Raw genomic sequence first — 25,018 nt, 5'->3', positions numbered from 1 at the left:
CCTTCCCGGCGGGTCGGCTTCGGCCACCGTAGAGAATGAGACGTTGATGTCTCGTATGGGTTACTCTCGCCTCATGGCCGTTGATCGAGATCAGATGCTGCGCACCGCCGCCGCGCTCCTCACCCGTAAGCCGACGGCCACCATGGACGAGGTCGCCAGGGCCGCCGGGATCGGCCGCGCGACACTCCACCGGCACTTCGCCGGGCGGGAGGCGCTGATCAAGGCGCTGGAGGAGCTGGGCATACGGGAGATGGAGAAGGCGCTCGACGCCGCCCGGCTCGACGAGGGTCCGGCGGGCGACGCGCTGCGACGGCTCGTCGGGCTCGTCGAGCCCGCCGCCGGACTGCTCGCCTTCCTCATCACCGAGAACCAGCTCTTCGAGGGCGACATCGACACCGGCTGGGACCGGATCGACGGCCGCTTCTCCGCGCTGTTCCGGCGCGGGCAGGAGCAGGGTGAGTTCCGGATCGACCTCAGCCCCGCCTGGCTGACCGAGGCGCTCTACGGACTCATAGGCGCCGGAGCCTGGGCGGTCCAGGACGGGCGGGTCGCCGCCAAAGACTTCCAGTACATGATCATCGAGCTGCTGCTCGGCGGCGCACGACGGAGTGTGAACACATGACCAGTACCCACCGGGCGGCGACGGAGAGCGAGTTCACCCCCCGTCCCGGGCGGTGGATCGCACTCGCGGTGCTGGTGCTGGCCGTCCTGCTGGTGGCCGTGGATGCCACGGTGCTGGGCCTGGCCACCCCGTTCCTGAGCGAGGATCTGAAGCCGACGGGCACCCAGCTGCTGTGGATCGGTGACATCTACTCGTTCGTCATCGCCGGGCTGCTGGTCACGATGGGCAGCCTCGGTGACCGTATCGGCCGGAAGAAGCTGCTGCTGACGGGCGCGGTCGCGTTCGGCGGGGTCTCCGTACTCAACGCCTATGCGACCAGCCCGGAGATGATGATCGTGGCCAGGGCGCTGCTGGGGGTCGCGGGCGCGACCCTGATGCCGTCCACGCTCGCTCTGATCCGCAATATCTTCCACGACCCCAAGGAACGCAGTCTCGCCATCGGCATCTGGGGAGCGATGGCCAGCGCGGGCACGGCCGTCGGCCCCGTCGTCGGCGGCTTCCTGCTGGAGCACTTCTGGTGGGGCTCGGTCTTCCTCATCAATCTGCCGGTGATGGCGCTGCTGGTGCTCGTGGGCATCAAGACGCTGCCCGAATCGAAGAACCCGGCGCCGGGCCCCTGGGACCCGGCCAGTGTGCTGCTGTCACTCGTCGGCATCGTCGGCATCGTGTACGCGGTCAAGGAGCTGGCGGCGCACGGCCCGAGCCCGCATGTCGTCGTGGTGGGCCTGCTCGGCGCGGGCGGGCTGTACTGGTTCGTACGGCGTCAGCTCACACTGCCGGCCCCGCTGCTGGACATGCGGCTGTTCCACCACCGCGGTTTCTCCGGCGCGGTGCTGGCGGATCTGCTGACCATTCTCGGCCTGTCGGGGCTGGTCTTCTTCCTGTCGCAGTATCTGCAACTGGTCCAGGGACGTTCGCCGTTGGAAGCGGGCCTGGCCGAACTGCCCGCGGCGGTCGGCGCGGTGACGGCGGGGCTCATCGCGGGGACGACCGCGCGCCGCTTCTCCGTGCGGTCCGTGGTGGCCGGCGGGCTCGGGGCGATCGGTGTGGCCCTCGCGGTCGTGACCGGAATCAGTCAGTCCACCGGCTATCCGCTGCTGGGCGCGGTGCTGCTGGTCGTCGGAGTCGGCGCGGGGTTCTCCTTCACCGTCACCGCGGACGTGATCCTCTCCAGCGTCCCCACGGAACAGGCGGGCTCGGCCTCCGCCGTGTCCGAGACGGCGTACGAACTGGGTGCCGCGCTCGGTATCGCGGTGCTGGGCTCGATCGTCACCGGCGTCTACCGGGATTTCCCCACCCCGGCCGGAGTCCCGGCGGCGGCGTCGTCGGCCGCCCACGAATCGCTGGGCGGCGCGGTCGAGGCGGCGGCCCGCCTCCACGACGCCTCGGGCGCGGCCCTGGTCGCCGCGGCGCAGGACGCCTTCGTGGACGGCCTGCGGCTCGCGGCGGGTGTCGGGGCGGCGGTGCTGCTGGCGACATCGGCCGCCGCGTGGTTCCTGCTGCGCGGCCAGAAGCTGGAGGACGGTGTGGAGCACTGAGCAGTTCCTGTCCGTGACCCGGACAGGAACCGGACGAGACCTTGTCCGCGACCTGGGGCCTCTTGTTTGGCTCTTGCCGGGCTCGCGTGCCCTGGTGCCGCGCCTCGCCGCGTTGTCGTCAGTCCACGACGCTCCGCGTCGCCTCGCTCCTCCGCCTTGCGATCCACGGCACCAGACCCCGCTCCCTGATCCGGCCTGATCCAAACGAAAGACCCTAGACCACCAGCCAGAGCAGGCCCGTCAGCGCGAAACCGAACACCCCCATCGCCGTCGTCAGGACGGTCCACGTCCGCAGACCGTCCCCCACCTCCAGCCCCGCCAGCTTGGTGAACATCCAGTACCCGGCGTCATTGATGTGCGACACCGCCAGCGCGCCCGCGCCCATCGCCAGGCAGACCAGGGCCAGTTGCTGCGCCGACAGATCGGTGCGGTGCAGCAGCGGGGTGATCAGACCGGCCGTCGCCACCAGCGCGACCGTCGCCGACCCCTGTACCGCCCGCAGCAGCAGCGTCATCACGAACGCCAGTGCCAGCAGCGGCAGTCCGGTGCGGTCCAGGATGTCGGCCACCGCGTCCCCGATGCCGGTCTGGACCAGCACCTTGCCGAACACGCCGCCCGCGCCCGCCACCAGGATGACCATCGCCACGCCCGGCAGCGCCGACCCCATCACGCTGGATATCTGGCCGCTCGACCAGCCGCGCCGTACGCCCAGGAAGTACGCGGCCAGCCCCGCCGCGATCAGCAGCGCGACCATCGGCGCGCCCAGCACGGTCAGCACAGCGCGGGTGACCGAGCCCTCGGCGAGGGTGTTCGTACCGATGGTGCCCAGCAGGATGAGGGCGATCGGGGTGATGATCAGGCTCACGACCATGCCGAAGGACGGCGGGTTCGCGCTCCCGCTCACCGGCTGTCCTCCCGGACCTCCTGGGACGCTCCCGCCGCTGCCGGAATCCCCGCCGGACGCGATGGACTCGGGAGAATCGACGGGCTCGCCGCCACCGTCGCCGTAGACCTTCTCGTACACATCGGCCGTCAGCGTGTACTCACGTCGGGTCATGCGCTTGGCGAGCAGATGGCCCGCGAGGATCACGACCGCCGTCAGCGGTATGCCGAAGAGCAGCACCCACCCCTGGTCGGCGCCGATCGTGGCTGCCGCCGCCACCGCACCGGGATGCGGCGGCAGGAAGGCGTGGACGGTGAGCATGGCCGCCGCCATCGGCAGGGCGTAGACGAGCAGCGGCTTACGGGAGGCACGGGCGACCCCGTACGCGATCGGCATCAGGATGATCAGACCGACCTCGAAGAAGACCGGGATGCCGAGCAGGAAGCCCGCGACCGTGAGCGCGAGCGGCGTGCGTTTCTCGCCGAAGCGCGCGATGAGGGAGTGCGCCAAGGAGGCCGCGCCACCGGAGAGTTCGACGATCCGGCCGATCATGGCGCCGAGCGCGATGATCGTGGCGATATGGCCGAGCGTCGAGCCCATGCCGTCCTCGATGGTCGACACGAGGTCGGCCGCGGGCACACCCGCCGCCAGCGCCACCCCGATACTCACGACCATGAGCGCGACGAACGGCTGGACCTTCGCCTTGATGATCAGCAGGAGCAGCAGTGCCACCCCCGCCGCGGCGATCAACAGCAGGGAGTTGTGACTCATCGGTCCTCACCGTCCGCTGGGGAGAGCACGGTGACGATGGAGGAGTCGTCGCGGCCGGCCAGCCCCGCCCGCTCGCCCAGCAGGTAGAGCTGTTCGGCGGCGGCGGCCAGCGGCACCGGCACATGCGCGTTCTTCGCGATACCGGTCACGATCCCCATGTCCTTGACGAAGATGTCGAGGCGCGAGCGGACCTCGACCGCTTCCGCGTCCTCCCCGTACGCCTGCGCCATGCGCGGTCCGCGGTCGGCGAACATGAACGATCCCGCCGCGCCCTGGCTCAGACTGTCGATCACCGTCCGCGGGTCCAGGTCGAGGCCGCGCGCGAGGGCCACGGCCTCGGCCGCGGCGGCGATGTGCACGCCGGCCAGAAGCTGGTTGATGGCCTTGAGCGCCTGGCCGTCGCCGGGCCTGCCGCCGATCACGGTGAGCGTCGAGGCGAGCCGGTCCAGGACCGGCCGGGCCAGGTCGAGGGCGGCCGGGTCGGCGCCGACGACGATCAGCAGATCCCCGGTCCCGGCGCGGGCCGGGCCCCCGCTGACCGGGGCGTCCACGAGCAGGGCGCCGTGCTCGGCGAGGGCGGCGGCGGTCGCACGGGCCGCGTCGGGGCCGACCGTGCTGGTGAGCACGACCACGGCTCCGGCGCGTACGGTCCGCGCGACCCCGTTCTCGCCGAACAGCGCGCTGTCGACCTGGGCCTGGTCCCGTACGGCGAGGAGAACGACATCGGCGTCGCGCGCGGCCTCGGCGGGGGTGGCCGCTTCCGAGGCGCCGTCGGCGACGGCGAGCGCGCGCCGCTCGTCGGAGATGTCGAAGACCGTCACGGGCAGTGCGCCCGCCAGGTGCCGGGCCATCGGCAGGCCCATGGCGCCCAGGCCGATGACGGCGGTACGCGGGGCGGCGGAGGAGGACGTGGCGGACACGGGAGTGGAAGAAGGCATGCGGGTTCCTTGGAGGTGGGTAAGGCGGGGTGCGGGGAAGAAGCACAGGGGTGAGAAGGAGACAGGGCGATGCAGCCGGTGAGCGGCGGTCGGGTGCCGCGATCGCGCCGGACCCGTCAGCGGCGGCGCGCCCGCGCCCGTCTCACACCGGGGAGCCGGCCGACGCGAGGCGCTCGGTGATACGCAGCGCCGTGGCCGCCACCGCGTCGCGGCCGGCCGTCCAGGTGGCGACGGCGTCGGCGCCCGGCAGGGCTCCGGGCAGGACGGCGGCGACGGCGGTCAGCCAGGCGCGGCGCAGTTCCGCGTTGACGTTGACCTTCGCGACGCCGCGCCGTACCGCCCCCAGCAACTGCTCCTCGGGCAGGCCGCTGGCGCCGTGCAGCACCAGCGGTACGGGGACCAGCGTCCGGATGCGCTCCAGCCGGCCGAGGTCGAGGCGTACCGGCTCGGCGGTGAAGCCATGGACATTGCCGACCGCGACGGCCAGCGCGTCCACACCGGTGGCGGCGACGAACTCGGCCGCCTGTTCCGGATCGGTCATCGATCCGCCCGCCGCCGTCGCGCCGGTCGACACGTCCTCGTCGCCCGCGAGGGCGCCGAGTTCGGCCTCGGCCCAGACGCCCGCTTCGTGGGCGAGTTCCACGGCCCGGCGGGTGAGCGCCACGTTCTGCGCGAAGGGCAGGTGCGAGCCGTCGATCATGACCGAGGTGTAGCCCGCCTCGACGCAGGCGGCGATCTCGTCCAGGTCCCGGCTGTGGTCCAGGTGTACGCCGATCCGCGCGCTCGAATCACGCGCGGCCCGCAGCGCGAGGGCCATCAGCGCCTCGCTGCCCGCGTGCTTGAACGCGCTCGACCCGGCCTGGAGCAGCACTGGACGGCCGGACTTCTCGGCCGCGGCCACGATGCCCTGAGCCGTTTCGAGGTTGTAGGCGACGAAGCCGGGAATCGCCGAGCCCTCGCGGGCGGCGTCGGCCAGGGCCTCGGTTCCGTGCAGCAGCATCAACGGCTCCGGAGCAGGTCGACCACCTCGGCGAGGGCGTCCTCGCCCCCGACGTTTCCGGCGAACACGATGTACGGGATTCCGACGCTCGGTCCCGACACCGGCTCCCACAGCGAGACGATCCCCGGCAGCAGGGTCCCGCGCGCCCAGGCACGGCGGATCTCCAGCCCCTGGGTCGCCACATCGCTGGAGGTGATGCCGCCCTTGGCGACGACGAAGGCGGGCCGCCGTTCGGCGGTGATCGCGCGTACGGTCTCGACCACGGCGCCGGACACGGCGCGCGCGATGGCGAGCGAGTCGTCGGCGTCGGCGCCCGTGACGAGGGCGCGGGTGGTCCGTAGCACCACCTCACCGCCGGCGAGCGCCTCGGCACAGGCCCGCGCCACCTCGGCGACATGGATGGCGCGCCGGTCATCGTCGAGCAGCGAGGGCACATCGAGTTCGAACTCGGCGAGCCCGCCGCGCTCACGCAGCCGGTCCAACTGCCGTGTGGTGAGCCCGACATGGGACCCGACGGCGATCAGTCCGTGCGACGCCGGTTGGGCGTCGGCGGCCTCGGAAGCCGCTGTCGGCGAGGCCCCCGGGTGGGAGAAGGCCCGCAACCGCGCCGCCGTGAGCGGGGGGTGCGCGGCCTGCCCGGCCCGTGCGCGTACGAACGACGGTCCGACGCGGTAGAGCAGCCGGGCGCCGGACCCCTCGGCCGCCGCGCAGGCCAGCGCCAGCACCCGCAGATCGTCGTCGCAGAGCGCGTCCACCACCGCGGGGCGGCCGTCGCTCAGCGAGGTCAGCAGGCCGGCGACGTGCTCGGCCCCGCGCAGCCGGATGTCCTCCAGCGTGATGCGCAGGACCTCCCCGGCGGGTATCCGGCCGTCGGTCTTCTCCTCGATCCACTCCGGCAGGCCGGAGTTGGCGTAACCGAAGGTCGCGTCCTTGGCGAACTCGCTCTCCGCGACGGGCAGCATCCCCTCCGCCGTACGCATCCAGTGCACCGAACCGGCGGTGAGCCGACCCGCCTCGATGTACGCGGGAACGAGGACGACGCCGTCCACCGCAACCTCCTGTGCCAGGACGTCCGTCTCCAGCGGGAAGTGCCCGCGCAGCGTGGAGTCACCGCGACTGGCCAGCACGAAGCCGGTGCCCTCGGCGGCCGACGCCTCCGTCAGGGCCCGTACGACCTCACGGTTGCGGGCGGCGGCGGCCTCCGGCGCCAGGCTGCGGGTGTTGGTGAGCACGAAGAACGCCGCGCTGTCCTGGCGCAGCGCCCACCGCAGGTCGTCCACGGTCCAGGTGGTGAGGACGGGTACGCCGGCGACCGTCTGGGTGCCGGTCGGGTCGTCGTCCAGGACGACCAGACGGCGGCCATCGGCGATCGCGGCGCGTACCTCGGCGGGGTCGACCTCGCGGACCGGCGGCAGTTCGGCTGCCTCGGGGAAACGGAGGGTGTGGAGCATGAGCGGCTCTGCTTTCGTGTCGCGTTTCGTGTCGTGGGGCATGCGAGCGGGCGGCGCGGTGCCACGGGCAGGGGCATGAGCGGGCGCACGGAGGTGGTGGGGAGAGGGGTGAGCCGGCCTCCGGGCCTGTCCCCGGGCGGGCTCGAGCCCGACGGCCCCAGCTCAGGCCTTTTTGTCGATGACGTGGGTCCGCAGGTCGTCCGCGGTCTGCGCCATGTGGTCGTCCATGGCCAGCCGTGCCATCTCCGGATCGCCCGCGCGCAGCGCCGCCAGCACGGCCTCGTGGTGCCGGACGGCGTTCGTACGGATCTGGGGCACGGCCGAGGTCTGGCGGCGGCCCTCGACCAGCAGTCGCCCGAAGGGTTCGAAGAGCAGCGGTACGAAGGCGTTTCCGGAGGCGCGCATCACCACTTCGTGGAAGGCGATGTCGGCCTGTACGAACTGCTCGGTGTCCCCGTCCAGGGCCGCTGTCCGCATCTCGTCGAGGGTCTCCTCGAGTTCGGCGAGGTCCTCGTCGGTACGCCGTGTCGCGGCGAGCCGGGCGGCGCCGATCTCGATCATCTGCCGCGCCTCGATCAGCTTCTCGGAGATCGCCCCACCGGCGGGCGGGGCCGCCGCGGCCCTGATCATCGGTTCGAGGGCGGTCCACCGGTCGGGGGCGTTGACGAACGTACCGCGACCCCGCTGGATACGGACGACGTTCTGCGACCGCAGGACCTTGACCGCCTCGCGGACCGTCAGCCGGCTGACCGCGTGCTCGTCGGCCAGCACTCCCTCGGAGGGGAGCGCGGTTCCGGGCGGGTACTGGCCATCGATGATCGAGGACAGCACGCGTTCGGCGATCTCGTCGGACAGCGGCATTGCTGTCGACCTCCTAGCATTCGGAGACATCAGACGTCTGATGTCTCCGAGTGAAACTAGGCGGGTGTTTTCGCGGACGTCAAGACCTTCGGCCGGGAAATTTCGGAAAGACGCCCAGGTGGCAGCCCCGCCTGAGCTGCCCTCACGGGGCCCTCGCTTCGCCCATGGCACATACGGCGATGTGATGCGGGGCTCAACACCCCTGGTTGCAGGCCGGGTTGCCCGAGCCGCGTCCGGACGGACTCAGGCCGCCTTCGCCTTCGTGGCGTACATGTCCACGTACTCCTGCCCCGACAGCTCCATGACCTCGGTCATCACCGAGTCCGTCACCGCGCGCAGCACATAACGGTCGCGGTCCATGCCCTCGTACCGCGAGAACTCCATCGGCTTGCCGAAACGCACCGTCACCTTGCCGCTGCGCGGCATGCCCGCGCCGTTCGGCTGGAGCTTGTCCGTACCGATCACCGCGAAGGGCACCACCGGCGCGCCCGTCATCAGCGTCAGCCGCGCGATGCCCGTACGGCCGCGGTAGAGACGGCCGTCGGGGGAGCGGGTGCCCTCCGGGTAGATGCCGAAGATCTGCCCGCTTTCCAGCACCCGGCGGCCGGTCATCAGCGCCGCGGCACCGCCGCGGCCGCCGTCGCGGTCCACCGGGATCATGCCGGACCCCGTGAAGAACCACGCCATCAGGCGGCCCTTGAGGCCACGGCCGGTCACGTACTCGTCCTTGCCGATGAAGAAGACCTGACGGTCGCAGACCAGGGGCAGGAACATCGAGTCGATGAAGGTCAGATGATTGCCGGCGAGGATCACAGGACCGCTCCCGGGGATGTTCTCCGCGCCCTCCACCCGTGTACGGAACATCAGGCGCATGATCGGTCCGAGCACTGCCTTGATGAGCGCGAAGCGGGACAACGGGTCCTCCGGTGTCGTGGGCGGTCCGAAGATGTACGGCCGGGAACCGTGAGCGAGGTCCGGTCGGGACCGGGGGCCGGTCCGCCTCTCCGTCTGTCTGTGGTCTATGAAGTCTATGCAGGTGAGGACGATACTCGCGGGTTGTGGCGGAACGCACGTCGGGTTCATCGACTTGATACACGGTGTTGACGTGAGTTTCCTTCACGTTCCCCCAGGGTCTCCCGTACGGAAGGCGCGGACGCCTACGCTCGGGCCTCGCTTGGCAGGTGCGGGACATCACAGCGGTACTTCATATCAAGGAGCGTTCATGACACAGGGTGCGCGGAACACGCCCGGACGACGGACCGTCCTGGGAGCGGCGGTGCTCGGCTCGGCCGCCATGGCAATTCCCGGAGCGGCGCAGGCGCAGGCCGCCGAGCAGGGCCGGGGCGGCCACGGACCGTCGCGGCCCGGCCTGCCCGTGCCCACGATCGTCGGCCACCGCGGGGCCAGCGGCTACCGCCCGGAGCACACCCTCGGCTCGTACCAACTCGCCCTCGACATGGGCGCGCACGTGATCGAGCAGGACCTGGTGCCCACCAAGGACGGGCACCTGGTGTGCCGTCACGAGAACGACATCACGGCGACCACCGATGTCGCCGACCACCCCGAGTTCGCGAGCCGCAAGGCCACCAAGAGCGTCGACGGCGTCAGCCTCACCGGCTGGTTCACCGAGGACTTCACGCTCGCCGAGCTGAAGACCCTGCGCGCCAAGGAGCGCATCCCCGGCAACCGTCAGCACAACACCCTCTACAACGGCCGCTGGGAGATCCCCACCTTCGAAGAGGTGCTGCGCTGGGCGGACGAGCAGGGCCGCCGCCGGGGCCGCCCGGTCTGGCTGTACACCGAGACCAAGCACCCCACCTACTTCCGCGGCCTCGGCCTCGGCCTGGAGGAGCCCTTCGCGAAGCTGCTGCGCCGGTACGGGCGCGACCGCGCGAACTCCCCGATCTTCCTCCAGTCCTTCGAGCCCACCAGCATGCAGCGGATGGCGAAGCTGGTCTCCTCGCCGCGCGTCGTCCTCTTCGACGCCGCCGACACCACTCCCTGGGACCTCAAGGAGGCGGGCGACCCGCGCACGGTCGCCGATCTGGTCAAGCCCGAGGGCCTGAAGTGGATCGCGTCCTTCGCCCAGGGCATCGGCCCGTGGCTCGAACTGGTCATCCCGACGGACAAGGCGGGCAAGCTGGGCACGCCCACGACGCTGGTACGGGACGCGCACGCGAAGGACCTGATCGTCCACCCGTACACGCTGCGCGACGAGAACACCTTCCTGCCCGCCGACTTCCGGCGCGGTACGGACCCGAACGCGTACGGCGACGCCTTCGGCGCCTTCAAGGCCTACTTCGAGACGGGCATCGACGGCATCTTCACCGACAACCCGGACACGGGTCTGCTGGCGCGGGAAGACTTCGTCAGCGGCTGACCGAGGTTGCCCCGGTCGGGTGATGGCCCGGCCGGGGAGCAACCGTCCGTCGTCGCGTGAACGTCACGCCGGGCATGACGCCGGACAGCACGCCACCCCGAGCCACCACGTCCCGCCGCGCACCCCGGCCGCCCCGGCCCACCGGGGCCCGCGCCGCGCCCGGGGCCGCGTCTGAGCGGCACCGGGCGGGACCGGCCGTACGCACACAGCCCTCGCTCCCGCCGGCCGTCCTCACCTCCTCGGCCTCCACTCCCTCAGCTCTCACTCCCTCCGTCCTCACCCCCGTCGCCGTCACTTCCTCAGCCCTCACCTCCTGCGCCCCGGCACAGCGCCGAACCTCCGCCGCCACTCCCGCGCCCGGTGCCGACGCCGCCGTGGACGCCGATCCCGCGTCCGCTCCGGAGGACCTGTTCCACGCGCTGCTCCCGCTGGTGCGCGCGGAGGCCGCGGCGGAGGCGCCGGTGGCCGGAGCGGAGGCCGGAGACCTCGAACAAGGCGTCTGGGTCAGGCTGCTGGAGCGGCTGGCGGCCGAGGGCCCGCCATTGCCCGCCGGTCTCGGCCGCTGGGTACGGGACGCGGTACGGGCGGAGGCGAGCCTGGCCCGGCGTGCCGCCGCCCACGAACACCCGTACCGGGGCGATCCCGCCACCGGCCCCGAGTCCGATCCCGAGCGGCTCGCGCTGCGCATCGACCGGAGGCGCACGCTCCGCGCGGCGGTGGGCCGTACGCCCGGCCGTTGCCCCCGCGTCCTGGCCGCGATGCTGTCGCCCCAGGACCTCACCTACCGGGAGATCGCAGGGAAGTTGGGTATGTCACAGGGCAGTTTGGGCCCATTGCGCTCCAGATGCCTGGGATGCCTGCGTCGAATGCTGGCGGCGGAGGTTGGGGCTCCTGAACGTGGGGGAAAGGAGCGATAGACAATCGGCGGACCAAGTGAGCGGGAGGCATGCACACATGGGCATGAGCGTGACCATCTCAGCGGCGACTGCGCAGGACGCGGAGCACATCCTCAAGCTTCAGTACTTGTGCTATCAGAACGAGGCGGAGCTGTACGGCGACTACTCCATCGAGCCGCTCACGCAGACTCTCGACGGCCTCAAGGCCGAACTGGACAGCGGCCATGGTCTGGTGGCGCGCCTCGGCGACGAGGTGGTGGCTTCCGTCCGGGGCAGTGTCGACGCGACGGGCACCGCCCGTATCGCCAAGCTCATCGTCCATCCGCGACTGCGGCACCACGGTCTCGGCGGCCGGCTGCTCGACGCCATCGAGTCGCATTTCGCGGGGGAGCCGGCGGCCCAGCGCTTCCAGCTCTTCACCGGCCACCGCAGCGAGGGCAATCTGCGGCTCTACCGCAGCCGGGGCTACGCGCCCGTGTCGACACAGCAGCTCGGCCCGCGGCTGAGCCTCGTCACCCTGGAGAAGCCGGCCGCCACCGCGGCGTACATGGCGAGCGCCTGACGCGAGCGTGGAATCCCCCGGCGCTGGGGGATTCCGTCGTTACCGTCGCGCGTTGCGCAGCCAGAGGATGCCCGTGACCGGCAGCAGGACCGGGATGAACAGATAGCCCATGCCGTAGTCCGACCAGACCGTGGCGTCCGGGAAGGCCGAGGGCGCGGCCAGCGTCCAGGTTCCGACGGTCAGTACGCCCACGAGTTCGGCGGCACAGCACACCAGCGCCGCCTTGCGGGCCGTCTCCCCGCCCCGTACCAGCGTGTACGTGATGAACGCGTAGACCACGGCCGCGACGGCGGAGAGCGTGTACGCCAGCGGTGCCCGGTGGAGTTCGGTGCCGATCTGGTAGACCGACCGGGAGACGGCGCCCACGGACATCACGCCGTACAGCCAGACGAGCAGCAGACCGGGCCCCTGGACGAGCCTCTTGCCGTTCCCGCGCTTGCCGCCGGACGCGGTCCCGTTCCCCGTCTCGACCCCGGCCTTGTCCGTCACCGTTTCCCCGTCCATCGTCAGCCTCCCCAGATGTCGTGGAGCCGTACTTCCAGCACCGCCAGGACGACGGCTCCGGCGGACACCGTCACCGAGCCCCAGCGGGTCCGCTCGCTCAACGACAGGAAGCCCGCCGCCGGCACGGCGAGCACGGCGCCGAGCAGATACGAGACGAAGAGCACCGCCCCCTGGTCGGCGGTGTCGCCGCCCGCCAGCCGTACGATCCCCACCACCAGCTGGACCAGCGCCAGCACCGACACCACGGCCATGCCGATGAAGTGCCAGTCCTTGGTGGGCTGGTCGCGGTACGCGGCGAAACCGCACCAGGCGGCGAGGACGAGCGCGGTCACGGAGACCGTGACCGTCAGGGCGACAAGCATGAGCCGAGAGTATTACGGCGCAAAAGGCCCCCCGCGCGCGCCCCCGCACACGCTCCGCCTGTCCTCCGCCTGTCCTCCGGCCCCTCTTCCCGTCTGTTTTTCCCGTCTCTTTCGCACGCGCACCTCTTTCGCATCCGCGCCCGGCCATGAGGATCATCACCTCGGACCGCTGGGCCTGTGGCCCAGACCCGCACGTAGGGTCGATCACCATGAGGATCCACGCCGAAGCCCTGCTGTTCGACAACGACGGAACCCTTGTCTCCTCCCTGGAGTCGGTGAACCGCTGCTGGTCCCGATGGGCGCGCGAGTTCGGTGTGACGGCGGAGGACTTCGTACGGGTCGGGCTGCACGGCCGTCCCGCCGCCGAGATCGCCGCCGACCTGCTGCCCGCGGACGTGGTGCCGCGCGCCGTGGCCCGTATCGAAGAGCTCGAGGTCGACGACGTCGTCGGCGGGGTCGTCCTGCTGCCCGGCAGCGCCGACCTGCTCGCCTCCCTGCCCGCCGAGCGCTGGGCCGTGGTCACCTCGGCCTCCCGGCGGCTCGCGGAGGCCCGCCTCGGCGAGGTCGGCGTCCGGCCCAAGTCGATGATCACCGCCGATGACATCACGCGTGGCAAGCCCGACCCGGAACCGTTCCTGCTCGGCGCGCGGCTGCTCGGGGTGGACCCGGAGCGCTGTGTGGTCTTCGAGGACGCCCCGGCGGGACTCGCGGCGGCCCGCGCCGCCGGCATGCGGACCGTGGCCTTGACCACAACACACCAGCGTTCCGAGCTGGACGCGGATGTGGTGGTCGGCGACCTCTCCGAGGTGTCGGCACAGGTCGTCGCCGGGGGAGTGGAGATCCGCACGGCCGGGTGACGGCCTCCCGGGCCACCCCCGCCTCCCGGCCGCCCGTCCGAATGGCGCGACAGAAAGGTCCGCTATGCGGACCAGCTTCTTGAGGCGATGCCACCGTCTGTTTTACTTGCGTCATGACCACGACGAGCAACCGCGCCCCCGCGACCGAGGCGATCACGACGCCCGGTGCTCGTTGTCTGTGTCGAATGTGCGCCACCTGAGGGTCCCCGCCCGAGTCTCGCGCCCCGAAGCGAGGCATCGATGGCCCAGACCGTGCCCGTATGCCACGAGGGTCGTGAAAGCCACGCCCCGAAGGCCGGCCGGTCCACCGCGCCCCCGCCCCGCGCTCGCTGCCTCCCCGGTCACCCGCCGCGTCAGCGTGCCGCGTCGGAATGACGAATGCCCCGTGCCCGGCGGACCCCTCGCCGGGCACTCGACAGTGACGGAAACCCCTGTGATCACTACTACGGGCCTGACGAAGGTGTACCGGTCCGCGCGGTCGCGCGGCCGGGAAGTCACCGCTCTCGACGGCGTCGACCTGCATGTCCGCGAGGGCGAGGTCTTCGGAGTCGTCGGACAGAGCGGCGCCGGAAAGTCCTCGCTCATCCGCTGCGTCAACCTCCTGGAGCGCCCCACCGACGGCACCGTGACCGTCGACGGCCAGGACCTCACCGCACTCGCCGGCCGAGGCCGGCGCGCGGGCAAGGAGCTGCGCCGCGCGCGCAGCTCGATCGGCATGGTCTTCCAGCACTTCAATCTGCTGTCCTCCCGCACGGTCAAGGACAACGTCGAACTGCCGCTGGAGATCCTCGGCGTCTCCGGCCATGAGCGCACCCGCCGCGCCCTGGAACTGCTGGACCTGGTCGGTCTCGCCGACAAGGCCCATTCCTACCCGGCCCAGCTCTCCGGCGGTCAGAAGCAGCGCGTCGGCATCGCCCGCGCGCTGGCCGGCGACCCCAAGGTGCTGCTCTCCGACGAGGCGACCAGCGCCCTCGACCCCGAGACCACCCGCTCGATCCTCCAGTTGCTGCGCGACCTCAACCAGCAGCTCGGTCTGACGATCCTGCTCATCACGCACGAGATGGACGTGGTGAAGACGATCTGCGACTCGGCGGCGCTGATGCGCAAGGGCAGGATCGTCGAGTCCGGCACCGTCGACGAACTGCTGGCCACCCCCGGCTCGCAGCTGGCGCAGGAGCTGTTCCCGGTGGGCGGCGCCGCCTCGGGCCCCGACCGCACGGTTGTCGACGTCACCTTCCACGGCGAGGCGGCTGGCCGGCCGGTGATCTCGCAGCTCTCCCGTACGTACAACATCGACATATCGATCCTGGGCGCCGCGATGGACACCGTCGGAGGACGGCAGATCGGCCGGATGCGGATCGAGCTGCCCGGCGCGTACGAGGACAACGTCGTGCCGGTCGGCTTCCTGCGGGAACAGGGCCTCCAGGCCGAGATCGTCGACGAGAAGGCCGCCGACGCGGGCGAAGGCCCCGGCCCCTCCGCCACTGCGGCCGTCCCCGCCCAGAACGCCACACTGTCGAAGGAAGATGCCAAGTGACCTGGTCGGAGATGCAGCCGCTGCTGTCCCAGGGAACCATCGACACCCTCTACATGGTGCTGTGGTCCGGACTCGTCACCATCGGCGGCGGGCTGCCCCTCGGCATCCTGCTGGTCCTCACCGACAAGGGCGGACTGCTCCAGAACGCCCCGGTGAACAAGGCGGTGGGCGTGATCGTGAACATCGGCCGCTCGCTGCCGTTCATGATCCTGCTGATCGCGCTGATCCCGTTCACCACCCTGGTCGTCGGTACGTTCATCGGCCCCACCGCGATGATCGTGCCGCTGGCGATCGGTGCCATCCCGTTCTTCGCGCGCCTGGTCGAGACCGCGATCCGCGAGGTCGACCACGGGCTGGTCGAGGCGGTCCAGTCGATGGGCGGGTCGATCCCCACGATCGTCGGGAAGGTGCTGCTGCCGCAGGCCCTGCCCTCGCTGATCTCCGCCGTCACCACCACCGTGATCGTGCTCATCGGCTACTCGGCCATGGCGGGAGCGGTCGGCGGTGAGGGGCTCGGCTCCAAGGCGGTCACCTACGGATTCCAGCGCTTCGAGAACGGCTTCATGATCGCCACGGTCGTGATCCTCATCGCGATCGTCACGGTGGTCCAGCTGATCGGCGACGGTGCCGTGCGCCTGCTGTCGCGTCGCGGCCGTACCGCCTCCTGAGCCCCCTGCAACTGCCCCTCCCCATAAGGCCCGCACTCCTTGTCCGGGCTTCCCGACGCATCACCGGAAAGAGGCACTCTTCGTGCGTACCACCGTCAAGTTCAGCGCGGCCGCTGCCGCCACCGCTGCCCTCGCCCTCGGCCTCAGCGCCTGCGGCACCGCTTCCGACCCGGGTTCCACATCCGACGGAGCGACGGCGGACACCTCGAAGCCGCTGGTCGTCGCCGCGAGCCCGACACCGCACGCCGACATCCTGAACTTCGTCAAGAAGAACCTCGCCGAAAAGGACGGACTCAAGCTGGAGGTCAAGGAGTTCACGGACTACGTCCTGCCGAACACCGCCACGCAGAGCGGCGAGGTCGGCGCCAACTTCTTCCAGCACAAGCCTTATCTGGACGACTTCAACAAGAAGAAGGGCACCGACATCGTGCCCGTCGTCAATGTCGAACTGGAACCCCTCGGCCTCTACTCCAAGAAGGTCAAGGACCTGAAGGACCTCAAGGCCGGTCAGACGCTCGCGATTCCGAACGACACCACCAACGAGGGCCGCGCGCTCAAGCTGCTCGCGGACAACGGTGTGATCACGCTGAAGGACGGTGCGGGAACCGACGCCAACCTTTCCAGCATCGAGGACGCGAAGGGCCTCAAGTTCAAGGAGCTGGAGGCCGCCACGCTGCCCCGCGCCCTGAACGATGTCGACGCCGCCATCATCAACGGCAATTACGCCATCGAGGCCAAGCTCAAGCCCGCGGAGGACTCGCTGGCCCTGGAGAAGGCCATGGACAATCCGTACAGCAATTTCCTCGCCGTCAAGCGCGGCAACGAGAAGGACCCGCGGGTGCAGAAGCTCGCGAAGCTCCTCAACTCGCCCGAGGTCAAGAAGTACATCAATGACACCTACGACGGTTCGGTCGTACCCGCCTTCGGCGCGGTCAAGTAGAAGAGCGGTCGAGCAAGCAGAAGAGCGGTCGAGCTGGGGACCGGCAGCGGCCGGTCCCCAGTAGGCCGAACAGCCCGTCAAGTCGTCGCAGCAGTAACGTTCTTGCCGGCGTGGGCCCCGCACACACCCGTTGTGTGCGGGGCCCACGCATCCGTACCGCCCCGGCCATGCGCATTCCCACCCGATGCTGCATGCTGTGCATTTATGACGGACTGAGGCATGGAGCTGTGCATGACTACCACCTTTCCGGACGTTTCCATCAGCACGGAGCGGTTGGTGCTGCGCCCCTTCGAACCGGCGGACATCCCGGCGCACATCGAGATGATGAACGACGAGATGGTCACGGCGTGGACCTCCGTACCGCATCCGTACACCAGAAGGGACGCCGAGGAGTGGGTCCGCCGGATCGCTCCCGCCGAACGTGTCAAGGGACGCGGGATCGCCTTCGCCGTCACCGAGTTCCTCACCCAGCGGCTGGTCGGTGTCGTACGGCTGCGGAACACCAACTGGCATGCCCTCGCCACCGAGGCGGCCTATGTGACCGCCCCGTGGGCCCGCGGTGAGGGATACGCCACCGAATCGGTGCTCGCCGTCGCCCAATGGCTCTTCCGCGACCAGAAGTTCGAGCGCATCGAGGTGCGTACGCCCGCCGACAACACCGCCTCCCAGCAGGTCGCGCAGAAGATGGGATGCATCAGCGAGGGCGTTCTGCGCAATGCCTGGATAGCGCGCACCCAGACCGAGGACGGCGGCTGGACGGACATCCGGACCGACCTGATCGTCTGGAGTCTGCTGCCCGAGGACCTCGAAGGCATCGCCGAACAGCTGGCCGACACCACCGGCTACGCCTCGTTCACCGACTGGAACTGACGGGCACCCCCCTACCGCCCGGCCGCCCCCGAACCCGGCCAGGTACTCTCAGCCTGCCTACCTGACCTGCCCACGACCGTACGGTCGGCACCCTTGCGCGACGACCGTGGTCCGCTCCACCGGCCACCGGTCCGCGTCGGCGGCCCGTGACCAGGAACGACGGCCACGGGCGAGGCCACAGGCGACGACCACGGGCGGCGATGCGCCCCCATCCGCGACAACTTCGGGAGACTGACGAGATGGCCGACCGCGTCACGGTGATCGGCTGGGACGGCTCGCCCCTCACCGCCGGGGCCAGGTCCGCACTCTCGGCCGCCACCCTGGTGGCCGGAGCCGGCCACCACCTGGCGCTCCCCGAGGTGCCGGCCAAGGCCGAGCGCGTCCGGCTCGGCAGCATCGACCTGGCGGCCCGCCGCATCGCGGGACACCGGGGCAGCGCGGTCGTCCTCGCCGACGGTGACCCCGGCTTCTTCGGTGTCGTACGCACCCTGCGCGCCCCCGAGCACGGCCTGGAAGTCGAAGTGGTCCCCGCCGTCTCCGCCGTGGCCGGTGCCTTCGCGCGGGCCGGTATGGCCTGGGACGACGCCCAGGTCGTCGTCGCCCACCGCCGCACCCTGCGCCGCGCCGTCAACGTCTGCCGGGCGCACACCAAGGTCGCCGTCCTCACCTCACCCGGCGCCGGGCCCGCCGAACTCGCACTGCTCCTCGACGGCGTCCACCGCACCTTCGTCATCTGCGAGGAACTCGGCACCGACCGCGAACAGGTCACCGTCCTCACCTCCGACAAGGCCGCCGACCACGTCTGGCGCGACCCCAATGTCGTGATCGTCATCGGCGGAGTCGGCGCCGCGGCCTCTCCAGGCGGCGGCTGGCTCGCCGGCCGCGACCCCGGCTACCCGCCCGCCGTACGGGGCTGGGCGCTGCCCACCGCGGAGTACGGCATAGATCTCGACGAGGGCGAGTCGACCTGGCTGCGCGCCGCCCAACTGGCCCGGATCGGCGCCCGTAGCGGCGACCTGATCTGGGACATCGGCTCCGGCAGCGGAGCACTCGCGGCCGAGGCGGCCCGCTTCGGCGCGGCCGTGATCGCCGTGGACGACGAGCCGGGAGCCTGCGCCAGCACGGACGCCGCCGCCCGCCGCGCGGGCGTTCAGCTCCAGGTGGTCCAGGGGCGGGCGCCGCATGTGCTGGAGCGGCTGCCCGAACCCGATGTCGTACGGATAGGTGGCGGCGGCATCGATGTGGTGATCGCCTGCGCCGACCGCAGGCCCGAGCGCATCGTCACCCACGCGGCGACCCGGGACGAGGCGGAGGCGGTCGGAACTGCCTTGGCCGAGGGCGGATATGAGGTGGAGTGCGCTCTCCTCCAGTCCGTCGACCTGGACACCGTCGCCTGGTCGGAGCGCGAGCGGTCCGTCGTCTTCCTCGTCTCGGGGCGGCGACCGGAAAGCGCCCCCTGACCCTGCTGACGCACGACGCGAGGTAGGCTGGCCGATCGTTGTACCGCAGCCGGGTGTTCGTCGATTCGTTCGTCAATGTCCGGAAAAGGGGCCCGTTTTGGGGCCTCATGTGGTACGGCGGAAACCGGGGGACGCGCCGACGTGGCGCAGTCCACAGCGGGTCGTGGCGGGTCCTCCGCCACGGCTGCGAAGGGCCGCGGGAAGCCGAGAGGTTCGGAGAGCCGAGCGATTTCGGGGACGACCGCCGGTCGTTCGTGCCGCGCGGGGCCCACGCTCGTTGTTCCCGACGGGTGCCGGAAGCGCCGTGGACGAGGCGCCCCGGGTGATGGGCCGAAGGAGCACAACCAATGGGCGAGGGGTACGCATGACTGACACCGGCCAGGTCCCGGGCCAGGGACTGCCGGAGAACGCAGGCATGGTGGAACAGCCGCCGGGCATCCCCGCTCCCGGCGAGTACACCTACCTGAACCCCTCCGAGCCCACCGCCGAAGACGAAGACCTGCTGCTGATGCCGAGCGCGCAGGGCGGGTGGAACGATCCGCAGGTGGTACCCGCGGAGACGCCCGTCGCCTACACCACACCCGACGGTTACGCGGTTCCCGAGGGATACGCGTCTCCCGAGACGTACGGATACGCGGTTCCGGAGGGATACGCCGTCCCGGAGGGGTACGCCGTGCCGGACAGCTATGCCGTGCCGGACGGGTATGCGGTTCCGGAGGGGTACGCGGTTCCGGAGGGTTACGCGGATCCCGGGCAGCAGGCGCAGGTGCAGCAGCAGGTGCCGCCCATAGAACAGCCGGCGCCGATGGCGGAGCCGGTGTCACAGGTTCCGGCGCAGGCGCCGGACGCGGTCCAGGCACCGCACGAGGCCCCCGCCGAGGCCTTTGCCGAGCAGCAGATCCACCCCGAGTTCCAGGACCTTGCTTCGACGGGCCAGGACGTTGTGGCCGAGCCCGGGGCGTCGGTTCCGGAAGCACCGGTCCCCGAGGCCGGGGTGCCGGTTCAGCAGGTGGCTCCCGAAGATCCGGAAGGGGCTGCCGTGCAGCCGCCGCAGGAAACCGCCGAACAGGCGCAGACCCCGCACCAGCCGGGTGCGCACGAGACCGGAGGCCGGGACACCGGCTCGGTGGACCTCAGCGGCGTACGTATCCCGCAGCCCGTGTCGGCACCCGCCCCGGCTCCGGCCCAGGCCGCGGCACCCGCCCCCGCGCCCGCCCGCCGTCCGCTGCACATGGGCCCGCCGGTGCCCGACCCGACGGGCGGTGTGGTGCGCTCGCTCGCGGACCGCGGGCCCGCGGGCGCGCCGACGCAGGCGGTCCGTGTACGCCCCCAGGTGCAGGCCCAGGCCCGGGTGCGGGAACAGCCCCTGGCGCAGCCTCAGGAGCAGGTCCAGACCCAGGTCCAGGAGCAGCCTCAGGTCCAGGAGCAGGCGCAGGAACAGGTTCAGGAGCGGCCGCCCGCCGCGGGCCCGGAGTACCTGGATGTGCCGCGCGAGGAGCCGGCCGTACTGCCGGGGCCGCAGCTCGGCGAGATGCCGCCGCAGGCGGGGGAGCCCTGGACGACGGAGCCGCCCCAGTCGGATCCGCCCCAGTCGGAGGCTGCTCCCGAGGTGCCTGAGGCAGCGGTCGAGGCTCCTGTGGTGCCGGAGGCCCCCGAAGCGGTCGAGGTGCCGGAGATCCCAGCAGAAACGGTCGTCCCGGAGCCGGAGCCGGAGCCGGAGGCCGCCACCGAATCGGTCGCTGAGCCGGTCGCCGAGGCCCAAGTGGCCGAGGAGGTCCCGGAGGTCCAGGAGCCCCTTGAGGCCCCGGAGGTTCCCGAGGCCCAGGAGACGGTCGAGTCCGCTCCCGTACCGGACGTTCCCGCCGCGCCCGTCGAGCCGGAACCGGAGCCGGTCGAGGCAGCCATCGCCGAGCCGGAACCGGAACCGCAGCCCGAGCCCGCCGCACCCGAGCCCACTGAAGCGGAAGAAGTCCCCGCGGCCGAGGGGCGGATCGAGCGCGTCGCGGATGACGAGGTGATCCTGGCCCCCGCCGTGGAGCAGCCGGCCGCTGTGGAGGAACCGCTTGCCGGGGCGCCGCTCGCAGAGGTGCCGATCGTGGAGGCCCAGCCCGAGGTCGAGCCCGTAGCCGCACAGGAGTCCGTGCCGGAACCCGAGCCGGAGCCGGAATCCGTGCCCGAGCCCGCGCAGGAGGCTCCCCAGGCACCCCCATCGGAGCCCGAGGCGGTCCCGGAGCCTGAAGCCGAGCCCGTGCCTGCGGCCGAGGCCGTACCGGAGCCGGAGCCGGAGCCGGCGTCGGAGTCAGAACCGGAGCCGGAGCCGGAAGCTGAGCCCGCACTTGAGGCCGAGCCCGAGCCCGAGACTGCCCCCGAGGCAGCTCCCGAACCCGCGTCCGCCCTCGCCGCCGACGACTCCACCGCCCCCGCCGACCTGCCCGTGACCGGACCCGTCACCGAACCGGCTTCCGAGCCCGTCCCTCAGCCCGAGTCCGTCCCGCAGGAAGGGACAGCCGCCGAGTCCGGGTACGACGACGCCGAGCGCGAGGCCGTGCTCCGGGTGATGCGCGAGCGCCGGGACATCCGTAACGGCTTCCGGTCCGACCCCATCCCGCACGAGGTGCTGCTGCGCGTCCTGGAGGCCGCGCACACCGCGCCCAGCGTCGGTCACTCCCAGCCCTGGGACTTCGTCGTCATCCGCTCCGCCGAGACCCGGCGGTCCATGCACGAACTGGCCCAGCGCCAGCGCGACGCCTATGCCAAGTCGCTGCCCAAGGGCCGGGCCAAGCAGTTCAAGGAACTGAAGATCGAGGCCATCCTCGACACCCCGGTGAACATCGTCGTCACCGCGGACCCGACCCGCGGCGGCCGCCACACCCTCGGCCGGCACACCCAGCCGCAGATGGCGCCCTACTCCTCCGCACTCGCCGTCGAGAACCTCTGGCTCGCCGCCCGCGCCGAGGGCCTCGGCGTCGGCTGGGTCAGCTTCTTCGACGAGCGCGAGATGGTGCGCGCGCTGGGTCTGCCCGAGCACCTCGAAGTCGTGGCGTACCTCTGCGTCGGCTACGTGGACGAGTTCCCGCAGGACCCCGAGCTGATGCAGGCGGGCTGGTCCAAGCGCCGGCCGCTGTCGTGGGTCGTCCACGAGGAGACGTACGGCCGCCGGGCCCTGCCGGGCGAGGAGCCGCACGACCTGCTCCAGGAGACCATCGCCGGGATCCGCCCGCTGGACGCCAAGGCGCTGGGCGAGGCCTGGGAGCGGCAGAAGCGGATGACGAAGCCGGCCGGCGCGCTCGGCATGCTGGAGATCATCTCCGCACAGCTCAGCGGCCTGTCCCGGCTGTGCCCGCCGCCGATTCCGGAGCCCGCCGCCGTCGCGATCTTCGCCGGTGACCACGGAGTGCACGCACAGGGAGTGACTCCCTGGCCCCAGGAGGTGACCGCGCAGATGGTCGCCAATTTCCTGGGCGGCGGCGCGGTGTGCAACGCGTTCGCGAACCAGGTGGGCGCGGAGGTGTGCGTCGTGGACGTGGGCGTCGCGAGCGAACTCCCCGCGACACCGGGCCTGCTGCCCCGCAAGGTCCGCGCCGGTACGGGCGACTTCACGACGGGCCCGGCCCTGAGCCGCGAGGACGTCCTGTCGGCGATCGAGGTCGGCATCGAGACGGCCCGTGACCTGGTGGCCGCGGGCAACAAGGCGCTGCTCACCGGTGAGATGGGCATCGCCAACACCACGGTGTCGGCCGCGCTGATCTGCGTCTACACCGGCCAGGACCCGGCCGAGGTCACCGGACGAGGCACCGGCATCAACGACGAGATGCACGCCCGCAAGGTCGACGTCGTCCGCCGCGCCCTGGACTTCCACCAGCCGGACCCGGCCGATCCGATCGGCGTGCTCGCGGCGGTCGGCGGCCTGGAACACGCGGCGCTGGTCGGGTTCCTGCTGGGCGGCGCCTCCATGCGTACGCCGGTGGTCCTGGACGGCGTGAGCGCCGGAGCGGCGGCACTGGTGGCGCGAGCGATCGCGCCGGAGGCCCTGGCGGCCTGCATCGCGGGCCACCGCAGCGCGGAGCCGGGCCATGTGGCGGCCCTCAACAAACTGGGCCTGCGCCCGCTGGTCGACCTGGACCTGCGGCTCGGCGAGGGCACGGGCGCGCTGCTGGCACTGCCGGTGATCCAGAGCGCGGCACGGGCGATGCACGAGGTGGCGACGTTCGACGCGGCGGGCGTAACGGAGAAGTAGCCACGGCCGCCAGGCCGGGCGCGGGGACCGGGCGACCCCCGCGCCCCGCGGATCCCCACCGGGGAAGGCGCCGGGCGCGGAAGATGACGCGTCCGGACGCGGATCGCGATGGACGCGCGGACCGACACGGTCACCCGGCAACCGGTCCGCACACGCACGTCACACGGTCCGCACGCGCCGTGCACCACACGGTCCGGACACGCTCCGACGGTGCCCCGGCCCCGGCGGCTCGCACCACACCCGGCGAGCGTTCCGTACCCCAGAAGGCCCCGCCCCGCCGGACAGCGCTCCGTACCCGTCCCCAGCCACCCGGACCCCCGCCCCCGTAAGCTGGGCGCCGGGGCCGTACCCCACCCCACCAGCCGCTTCACCGCCGCAGCGGACCCGCGCACCCGAGGAGCCCCCACCGACATGGCCGAGCACGCCGAGCACCCCGCCTATCCCGTCGGACTCCGCCTGTCCGGGCGTCGCGTCGTCGTCATCGGCGGCGGTCAGGTCGCGCAGCGCAGGCTTCCGGCGCTCATCGCGGCGGGAGCCGACATCGTCCTGGTGTCGCCGTCGGCGAAGCCGTCCGTCGAGGCCATGGCCGAGGCCGGCGAGATCCGCTGGGAGCGACGGCGCTACGAAGAGGGCGACCTCACCGGCGCCTGGTACGCCCTCGTCGCGTCCAGCGACCCCGCCGCCAACCAGACCGCCTCCGCCGAGGCCGAGCGCACCCGGATCTGGTGCGTACGCAGCGACGACGCGGAGGCGGCCACCGCCTGGACCCCCGCCACCGGCCGCGGCGAGGGCGTCACCGTCGCCGTTCTCACCGGACGTGACCCGCGCCGCTCCGCCGCCGTACGGGACGCCATCGTCGAGGGGCTGCGCGACGGCACCCTCGCCGCGCCCCACCACCGCACCCGCACCCCCGGCGTCGCCCTGGTCGGCGGCGGTCCCGGCGACCCCGACCTGATCACCGTGCGCGGCCGCAGGCTCCTCGCCGAGGCGGACGTCGTCATCGCCGACCGCCTCGGCCCCCGTGATCTGCTCGACGAACTGCCGCCGCACGTCGAGGTGATCGACGCCGCGAAGATCCCGTACGGCCGCGCCATGGCCCAGGAGGCCATCAACGACGCGCTGATCGAGCACGCCAAGGCGGGCAAGGCCGTGGTCCGCCTCAAGGGCGGCGACCCCTTCGTCTTCGGCCGCGGCATGGAAGAGGCCCACGCGCTCGCCGAAGCGGGCATCCCCTGCACCGTGGTGCCCGGTATCTCCAGCTCCATCAGCGTGCCGGGCGCCGCCGGAATCCCGGTCACCCACCGGGGAGTCGCCCACGAGTTCACGGTCGTCAGCGGTCATGTCACCCCCGACGACGACCGCTCGCTCGTGGACTGGGCCGCGCTCGCGCGCCTGCGCGGCACGCTCGTCCTGCTGATGGCGGTCGACAAGATCGGCGCCATCGCCCAGGCGCTCATCGAGCACGGCAAGGCCCCCGGGACACCCGTCGCCCTCGTCCAGGAAGGCACCACCGCCGCCCAGCGACGGATCGACGCGACACTCGCGACGGTGGGGGAGACGGCGCGCACCGAACAGGTACGGCCCCCTGCCGTCATCGTCATCGGTGAGGTCGTCGCCCTGGGAGACGGACGGTAACCGCCCACCCCGGCGCGCACCGAAGATCCCTGCCGGGCTCCCGACG

21 protein-coding genes are annotated in these 25,018 nt (G+C 71.6%); 13 read left to right on the top strand and 8 right to left on the bottom strand.

The features are described 5' to 3' along the window. The first annotated feature begins 73 nt into the window (after positions 1-73). Positions 74-622 (top strand): TetR/AcrR family transcriptional regulator, encoded by a 549-nt coding sequence (locus ACIOJD_RS29550; protein ID WP_401919093.1) that lies wholly within the window; start codon positions 74-76, stop codon positions 620-622. Continuing rightward, a complete protein-coding gene (locus ACIOJD_RS29545; RefSeq protein WP_401919091.1) occupies positions 619-2,160 on the top strand; it encodes an MFS transporter in 1,542 nt (513 codons plus the stop codon). The genes ACIOJD_RS29550 and ACIOJD_RS29545 overlap by 4 nt, the downstream gene beginning before the upstream one ends. Before the next feature lie 214 nt (positions 2,161-2,374). On the opposite strand, the gene ACIOJD_RS29540 is transcribed toward ACIOJD_RS29545, so the two are convergent. The 6 genes from ACIOJD_RS29540 to ACIOJD_RS29515 form a co-directional block, all read right to left on the bottom strand. Then, on the bottom strand, positions 2,375-3,814 hold the full coding sequence (locus ACIOJD_RS29540) for an SLC13 family permease (RefSeq protein WP_401919089.1): 1,440 nt from the start codon (positions 3,812-3,814) through the stop codon (positions 2,375-2,377). Continuing rightward, positions 3,811-4,752 carry an NAD(P)-dependent oxidoreductase gene (locus ACIOJD_RS29535; RefSeq protein WP_401919087.1) on the bottom strand — a complete coding sequence of 314 codons (942 nt, stop codon included), beginning with the start codon at positions 4,750-4,752 and terminating at the stop codon, positions 3,811-3,813. Before ACIOJD_RS29535 ends, ACIOJD_RS29540 begins: the two co-directional genes overlap by 4 nt. 142 nt (positions 4,753-4,894) lie before the next feature. Next, positions 4,895-5,752: a ketose-bisphosphate aldolase gene (locus ACIOJD_RS29530; RefSeq protein WP_401919085.1), complete on the bottom strand. Its 858-nt coding sequence runs from the start codon at positions 5,750-5,752 to the stop codon at positions 4,895-4,897. After that, positions 5,752-7,203, bottom strand: a complete 1,452-nt coding sequence (locus tag ACIOJD_RS29525; protein ID WP_401919083.1) for a four-carbon acid sugar kinase family protein — start codon at positions 7,201-7,203, stop codon at positions 5,752-5,754. Before ACIOJD_RS29525 ends, ACIOJD_RS29530 begins: the two co-directional genes overlap by 1 nt. Positions 7,204-7,365: 162 nt before the next feature. After that, a complete protein-coding gene (locus ACIOJD_RS29520; RefSeq protein ID WP_401919081.1) occupies positions 7,366-8,064 on the bottom strand; it encodes a FadR/GntR family transcriptional regulator in 699 nt (232 codons plus the stop codon). A gap of 243 nt (positions 8,065-8,307) precedes the next feature. Further along, positions 8,308-8,937: a lysophospholipid acyltransferase family protein gene (locus ACIOJD_RS29515; RefSeq protein ID WP_401919388.1), complete on the bottom strand. Its 630-nt coding sequence runs from the start codon at positions 8,935-8,937 to the stop codon at positions 8,308-8,310. Positions 8,938-9,286: 349 nt separating this feature from the next. On the opposite strand from ACIOJD_RS29515, the gene ACIOJD_RS29510 reads away from it, so the two are divergent. The 3 genes from ACIOJD_RS29510 to ACIOJD_RS29500 all read left to right on the top strand — a co-directional run bounded on the left by ACIOJD_RS29510 (position 9,287) and on the right by ACIOJD_RS29500 (position 11,902). Then, the gene (locus tag ACIOJD_RS29510; RefSeq protein WP_401919079.1) at positions 9,287-10,444 is read left to right on the top strand and encodes a glycerophosphodiester phosphodiesterase; all 1,158 of its coding nucleotides are present in this window, start codon (positions 9,287-9,289) and stop codon (positions 10,442-10,444) included. Positions 10,445-10,818: 374 nt separating this feature from the next. Then, the gene (locus ACIOJD_RS29505; protein ID WP_401919386.1) at positions 10,819-11,361 is read left to right on the top strand and encodes a sigma-70 family RNA polymerase sigma factor; all 543 of its coding nucleotides are present in this window, start codon (positions 10,819-10,821) and stop codon (positions 11,359-11,361) included. A gap of 37 nt (positions 11,362-11,398) precedes the next feature. Then, positions 11,399-11,902 carry a GNAT family N-acetyltransferase gene (locus ACIOJD_RS29500; protein ID WP_401919077.1) on the top strand — a complete coding sequence of 168 codons (504 nt, stop codon included), beginning with the start codon at positions 11,399-11,401 and terminating at the stop codon, positions 11,900-11,902. 39 nt (positions 11,903-11,941) lie between these two features. Here ACIOJD_RS29500 and ACIOJD_RS29495 read toward each other — a convergent pair whose 3' ends face one another. Beyond that, a complete protein-coding gene (locus tag ACIOJD_RS29495) occupies positions 11,942-12,406 on the bottom strand; it encodes a hypothetical protein (protein WP_401919075.1) in 465 nt (154 codons plus the stop codon). Positions 12,407-12,408: 2 nt separating this feature from the next. Further along, entirely contained in the window at positions 12,409-12,768 is a 360-nt protein-coding gene (locus tag ACIOJD_RS29490) for a hypothetical protein (protein ID WP_401919073.1), read from the bottom strand. A 209-nt stretch (positions 12,769-12,977) separates the two neighbouring features. Here ACIOJD_RS29490 and ACIOJD_RS29485 point away from each other — a divergent pair, with 209 nt between their 5' ends. From ACIOJD_RS29485 to cobA, 8 genes are all read left to right on the top strand, one after another. Beyond that, on the top strand, positions 12,978-13,625 hold the full coding sequence (locus ACIOJD_RS29485; RefSeq protein ID WP_401919071.1) for an HAD-IA family hydrolase: 648 nt from the start codon (positions 12,978-12,980) through the stop codon (positions 13,623-13,625). Positions 13,626-14,058: 433 nt separating this feature from the next. After that, the gene (locus tag ACIOJD_RS29480) at positions 14,059-15,162 is read left to right on the top strand and encodes a methionine ABC transporter ATP-binding protein (RefSeq protein ID WP_401919069.1); all 1,104 of its coding nucleotides are present in this window, start codon (positions 14,059-14,061) and stop codon (positions 15,160-15,162) included. Next, positions 15,159-15,830: a methionine ABC transporter permease gene (locus ACIOJD_RS29475; protein ID WP_401919068.1), complete on the top strand. Its 672-nt coding sequence runs from the start codon at positions 15,159-15,161 to the stop codon at positions 15,828-15,830. Before ACIOJD_RS29480 ends, ACIOJD_RS29475 begins: the two co-directional genes overlap by 4 nt. An 82-nt stretch (positions 15,831-15,912) precedes the next feature. Beyond that, positions 15,913-16,770 carry a MetQ/NlpA family ABC transporter substrate-binding protein gene (locus ACIOJD_RS29470; RefSeq protein ID WP_401919066.1) on the top strand — a complete coding sequence of 286 codons (858 nt, stop codon included), beginning with the start codon at positions 15,913-15,915 and terminating at the stop codon, positions 16,768-16,770. A 231-nt stretch (positions 16,771-17,001) separates the two neighbouring features. Continuing rightward, on the top strand, positions 17,002-17,640 hold the full coding sequence (locus ACIOJD_RS29465; protein ID WP_401919065.1) for a GNAT family N-acetyltransferase: 639 nt from the start codon (positions 17,002-17,004) through the stop codon (positions 17,638-17,640). Positions 17,641-17,879: 239 nt separating this feature from the next. Continuing rightward, complete coding sequence (gene cbiE / locus ACIOJD_RS29460; protein ID WP_401919063.1) at positions 17,880-19,100, top strand: precorrin-6y C5,15-methyltransferase (decarboxylating) subunit CbiE; 1,221 nt, start codon at positions 17,880-17,882, stop codon at positions 19,098-19,100. A gap of 364 nt (positions 19,101-19,464) precedes the next feature. Further along, positions 19,465-23,337, top strand: a complete 3,873-nt coding sequence (gene cobT, locus ACIOJD_RS29455; protein WP_401919062.1) for a nicotinate-nucleotide--dimethylbenzimidazole phosphoribosyltransferase — start codon at positions 19,465-19,467, stop codon at positions 23,335-23,337. A 411-nt stretch (positions 23,338-23,748) separates the two neighbouring features. After that, positions 23,749-24,972, top strand: a complete 1,224-nt coding sequence (gene cobA, locus ACIOJD_RS29450) for a uroporphyrinogen-III C-methyltransferase (RefSeq protein ID WP_401919060.1) — start codon at positions 23,749-23,751, stop codon at positions 24,970-24,972. Positions 24,973-25,018 lie beyond the last annotated feature (46 nt).

Source organism: Streptomyces sp. NPDC088116 (assembly GCF_044741745.1).
Taxonomy (GTDB): Bacteria; Actinomycetota; Actinomycetes; order Streptomycetales; family Streptomycetaceae; genus Streptomyces.
This window is presented reverse-complemented; position numbering and strand designations above follow the sequence as displayed.

Coding starts and splice junctions, on each gene's coding strand:
- ACIOJD_RS29485 (WP_401919071.1), top strand. CDS start 12,978: ATGAGGATCCACGCCGAAGCCCTGCTGTTCGACAACGACGGAACCCTT.
- cobT (WP_401919062.1), top strand. CDS start 19,465: ATGACTGACACCGGCCAGGTCCCGGGCCAGGGACTGCCGGAGAACGCA.
- ACIOJD_RS29510 (WP_401919079.1), top strand. CDS start 9,287: ATGACACAGGGTGCGCGGAACACGCCCGGACGACGGACCGTCCTGGGA.
- ACIOJD_RS29540 (WP_401919089.1), bottom strand. CDS start 3,814: ATGAGTCACAACTCCCTGCTGTTGATCGCCGCGGCGGGGGTGGCACTG.
- cbiE (WP_401919063.1), top strand. CDS start 17,880: ATGGCCGACCGCGTCACGGTGATCGGCTGGGACGGCTCGCCCCTCACC.
- ACIOJD_RS29490 (WP_401919073.1), bottom strand. CDS start 12,768: ATGCTTGTCGCCCTGACGGTCACGGTCTCCGTGACCGCGCTCGTCCTC.
- ACIOJD_RS29495 (WP_401919075.1), bottom strand. CDS start 12,406: ATGGACGGGGAAACGGTGACGGACAAGGCCGGGGTCGAGACGGGGAAC.
- ACIOJD_RS29465 (WP_401919065.1), top strand. CDS start 17,002: ATGACTACCACCTTTCCGGACGTTTCCATCAGCACGGAGCGGTTGGTG.
- ACIOJD_RS29515 (WP_401919388.1), bottom strand. CDS start 8,937: ATGCGCCTGATGTTCCGTACACGGGTGGAGGGCGCGGAGAACATCCCC.
- ACIOJD_RS29545 (WP_401919091.1), top strand. CDS start 619: ATGACCAGTACCCACCGGGCGGCGACGGAGAGCGAGTTCACCCCCCGT.
- ACIOJD_RS29550 (WP_401919093.1), top strand. CDS start 74: ATGGCCGTTGATCGAGATCAGATGCTGCGCACCGCCGCCGCGCTCCTC.
- cobA (WP_401919060.1), top strand. CDS start 23,749: ATGGCCGAGCACGCCGAGCACCCCGCCTATCCCGTCGGACTCCGCCTG.
- ACIOJD_RS29530 (WP_401919085.1), bottom strand. CDS start 5,752: ATGCTGCTGCACGGAACCGAGGCCCTGGCCGACGCCGCCCGCGAGGGC.
- ACIOJD_RS29535 (WP_401919087.1), bottom strand. CDS start 4,752: ATGCCTTCTTCCACTCCCGTGTCCGCCACGTCCTCCTCCGCCGCCCCG.
- ACIOJD_RS29525 (WP_401919083.1), bottom strand. CDS start 7,203: ATGCTCCACACCCTCCGTTTCCCCGAGGCAGCCGAACTGCCGCCGGTC.
- ACIOJD_RS29500 (WP_401919077.1), top strand. CDS start 11,399: ATGGGCATGAGCGTGACCATCTCAGCGGCGACTGCGCAGGACGCGGAG.
- ACIOJD_RS29520 (WP_401919081.1), bottom strand. CDS start 8,064: ATGCCGCTGTCCGACGAGATCGCCGAACGCGTGCTGTCCTCGATCATC.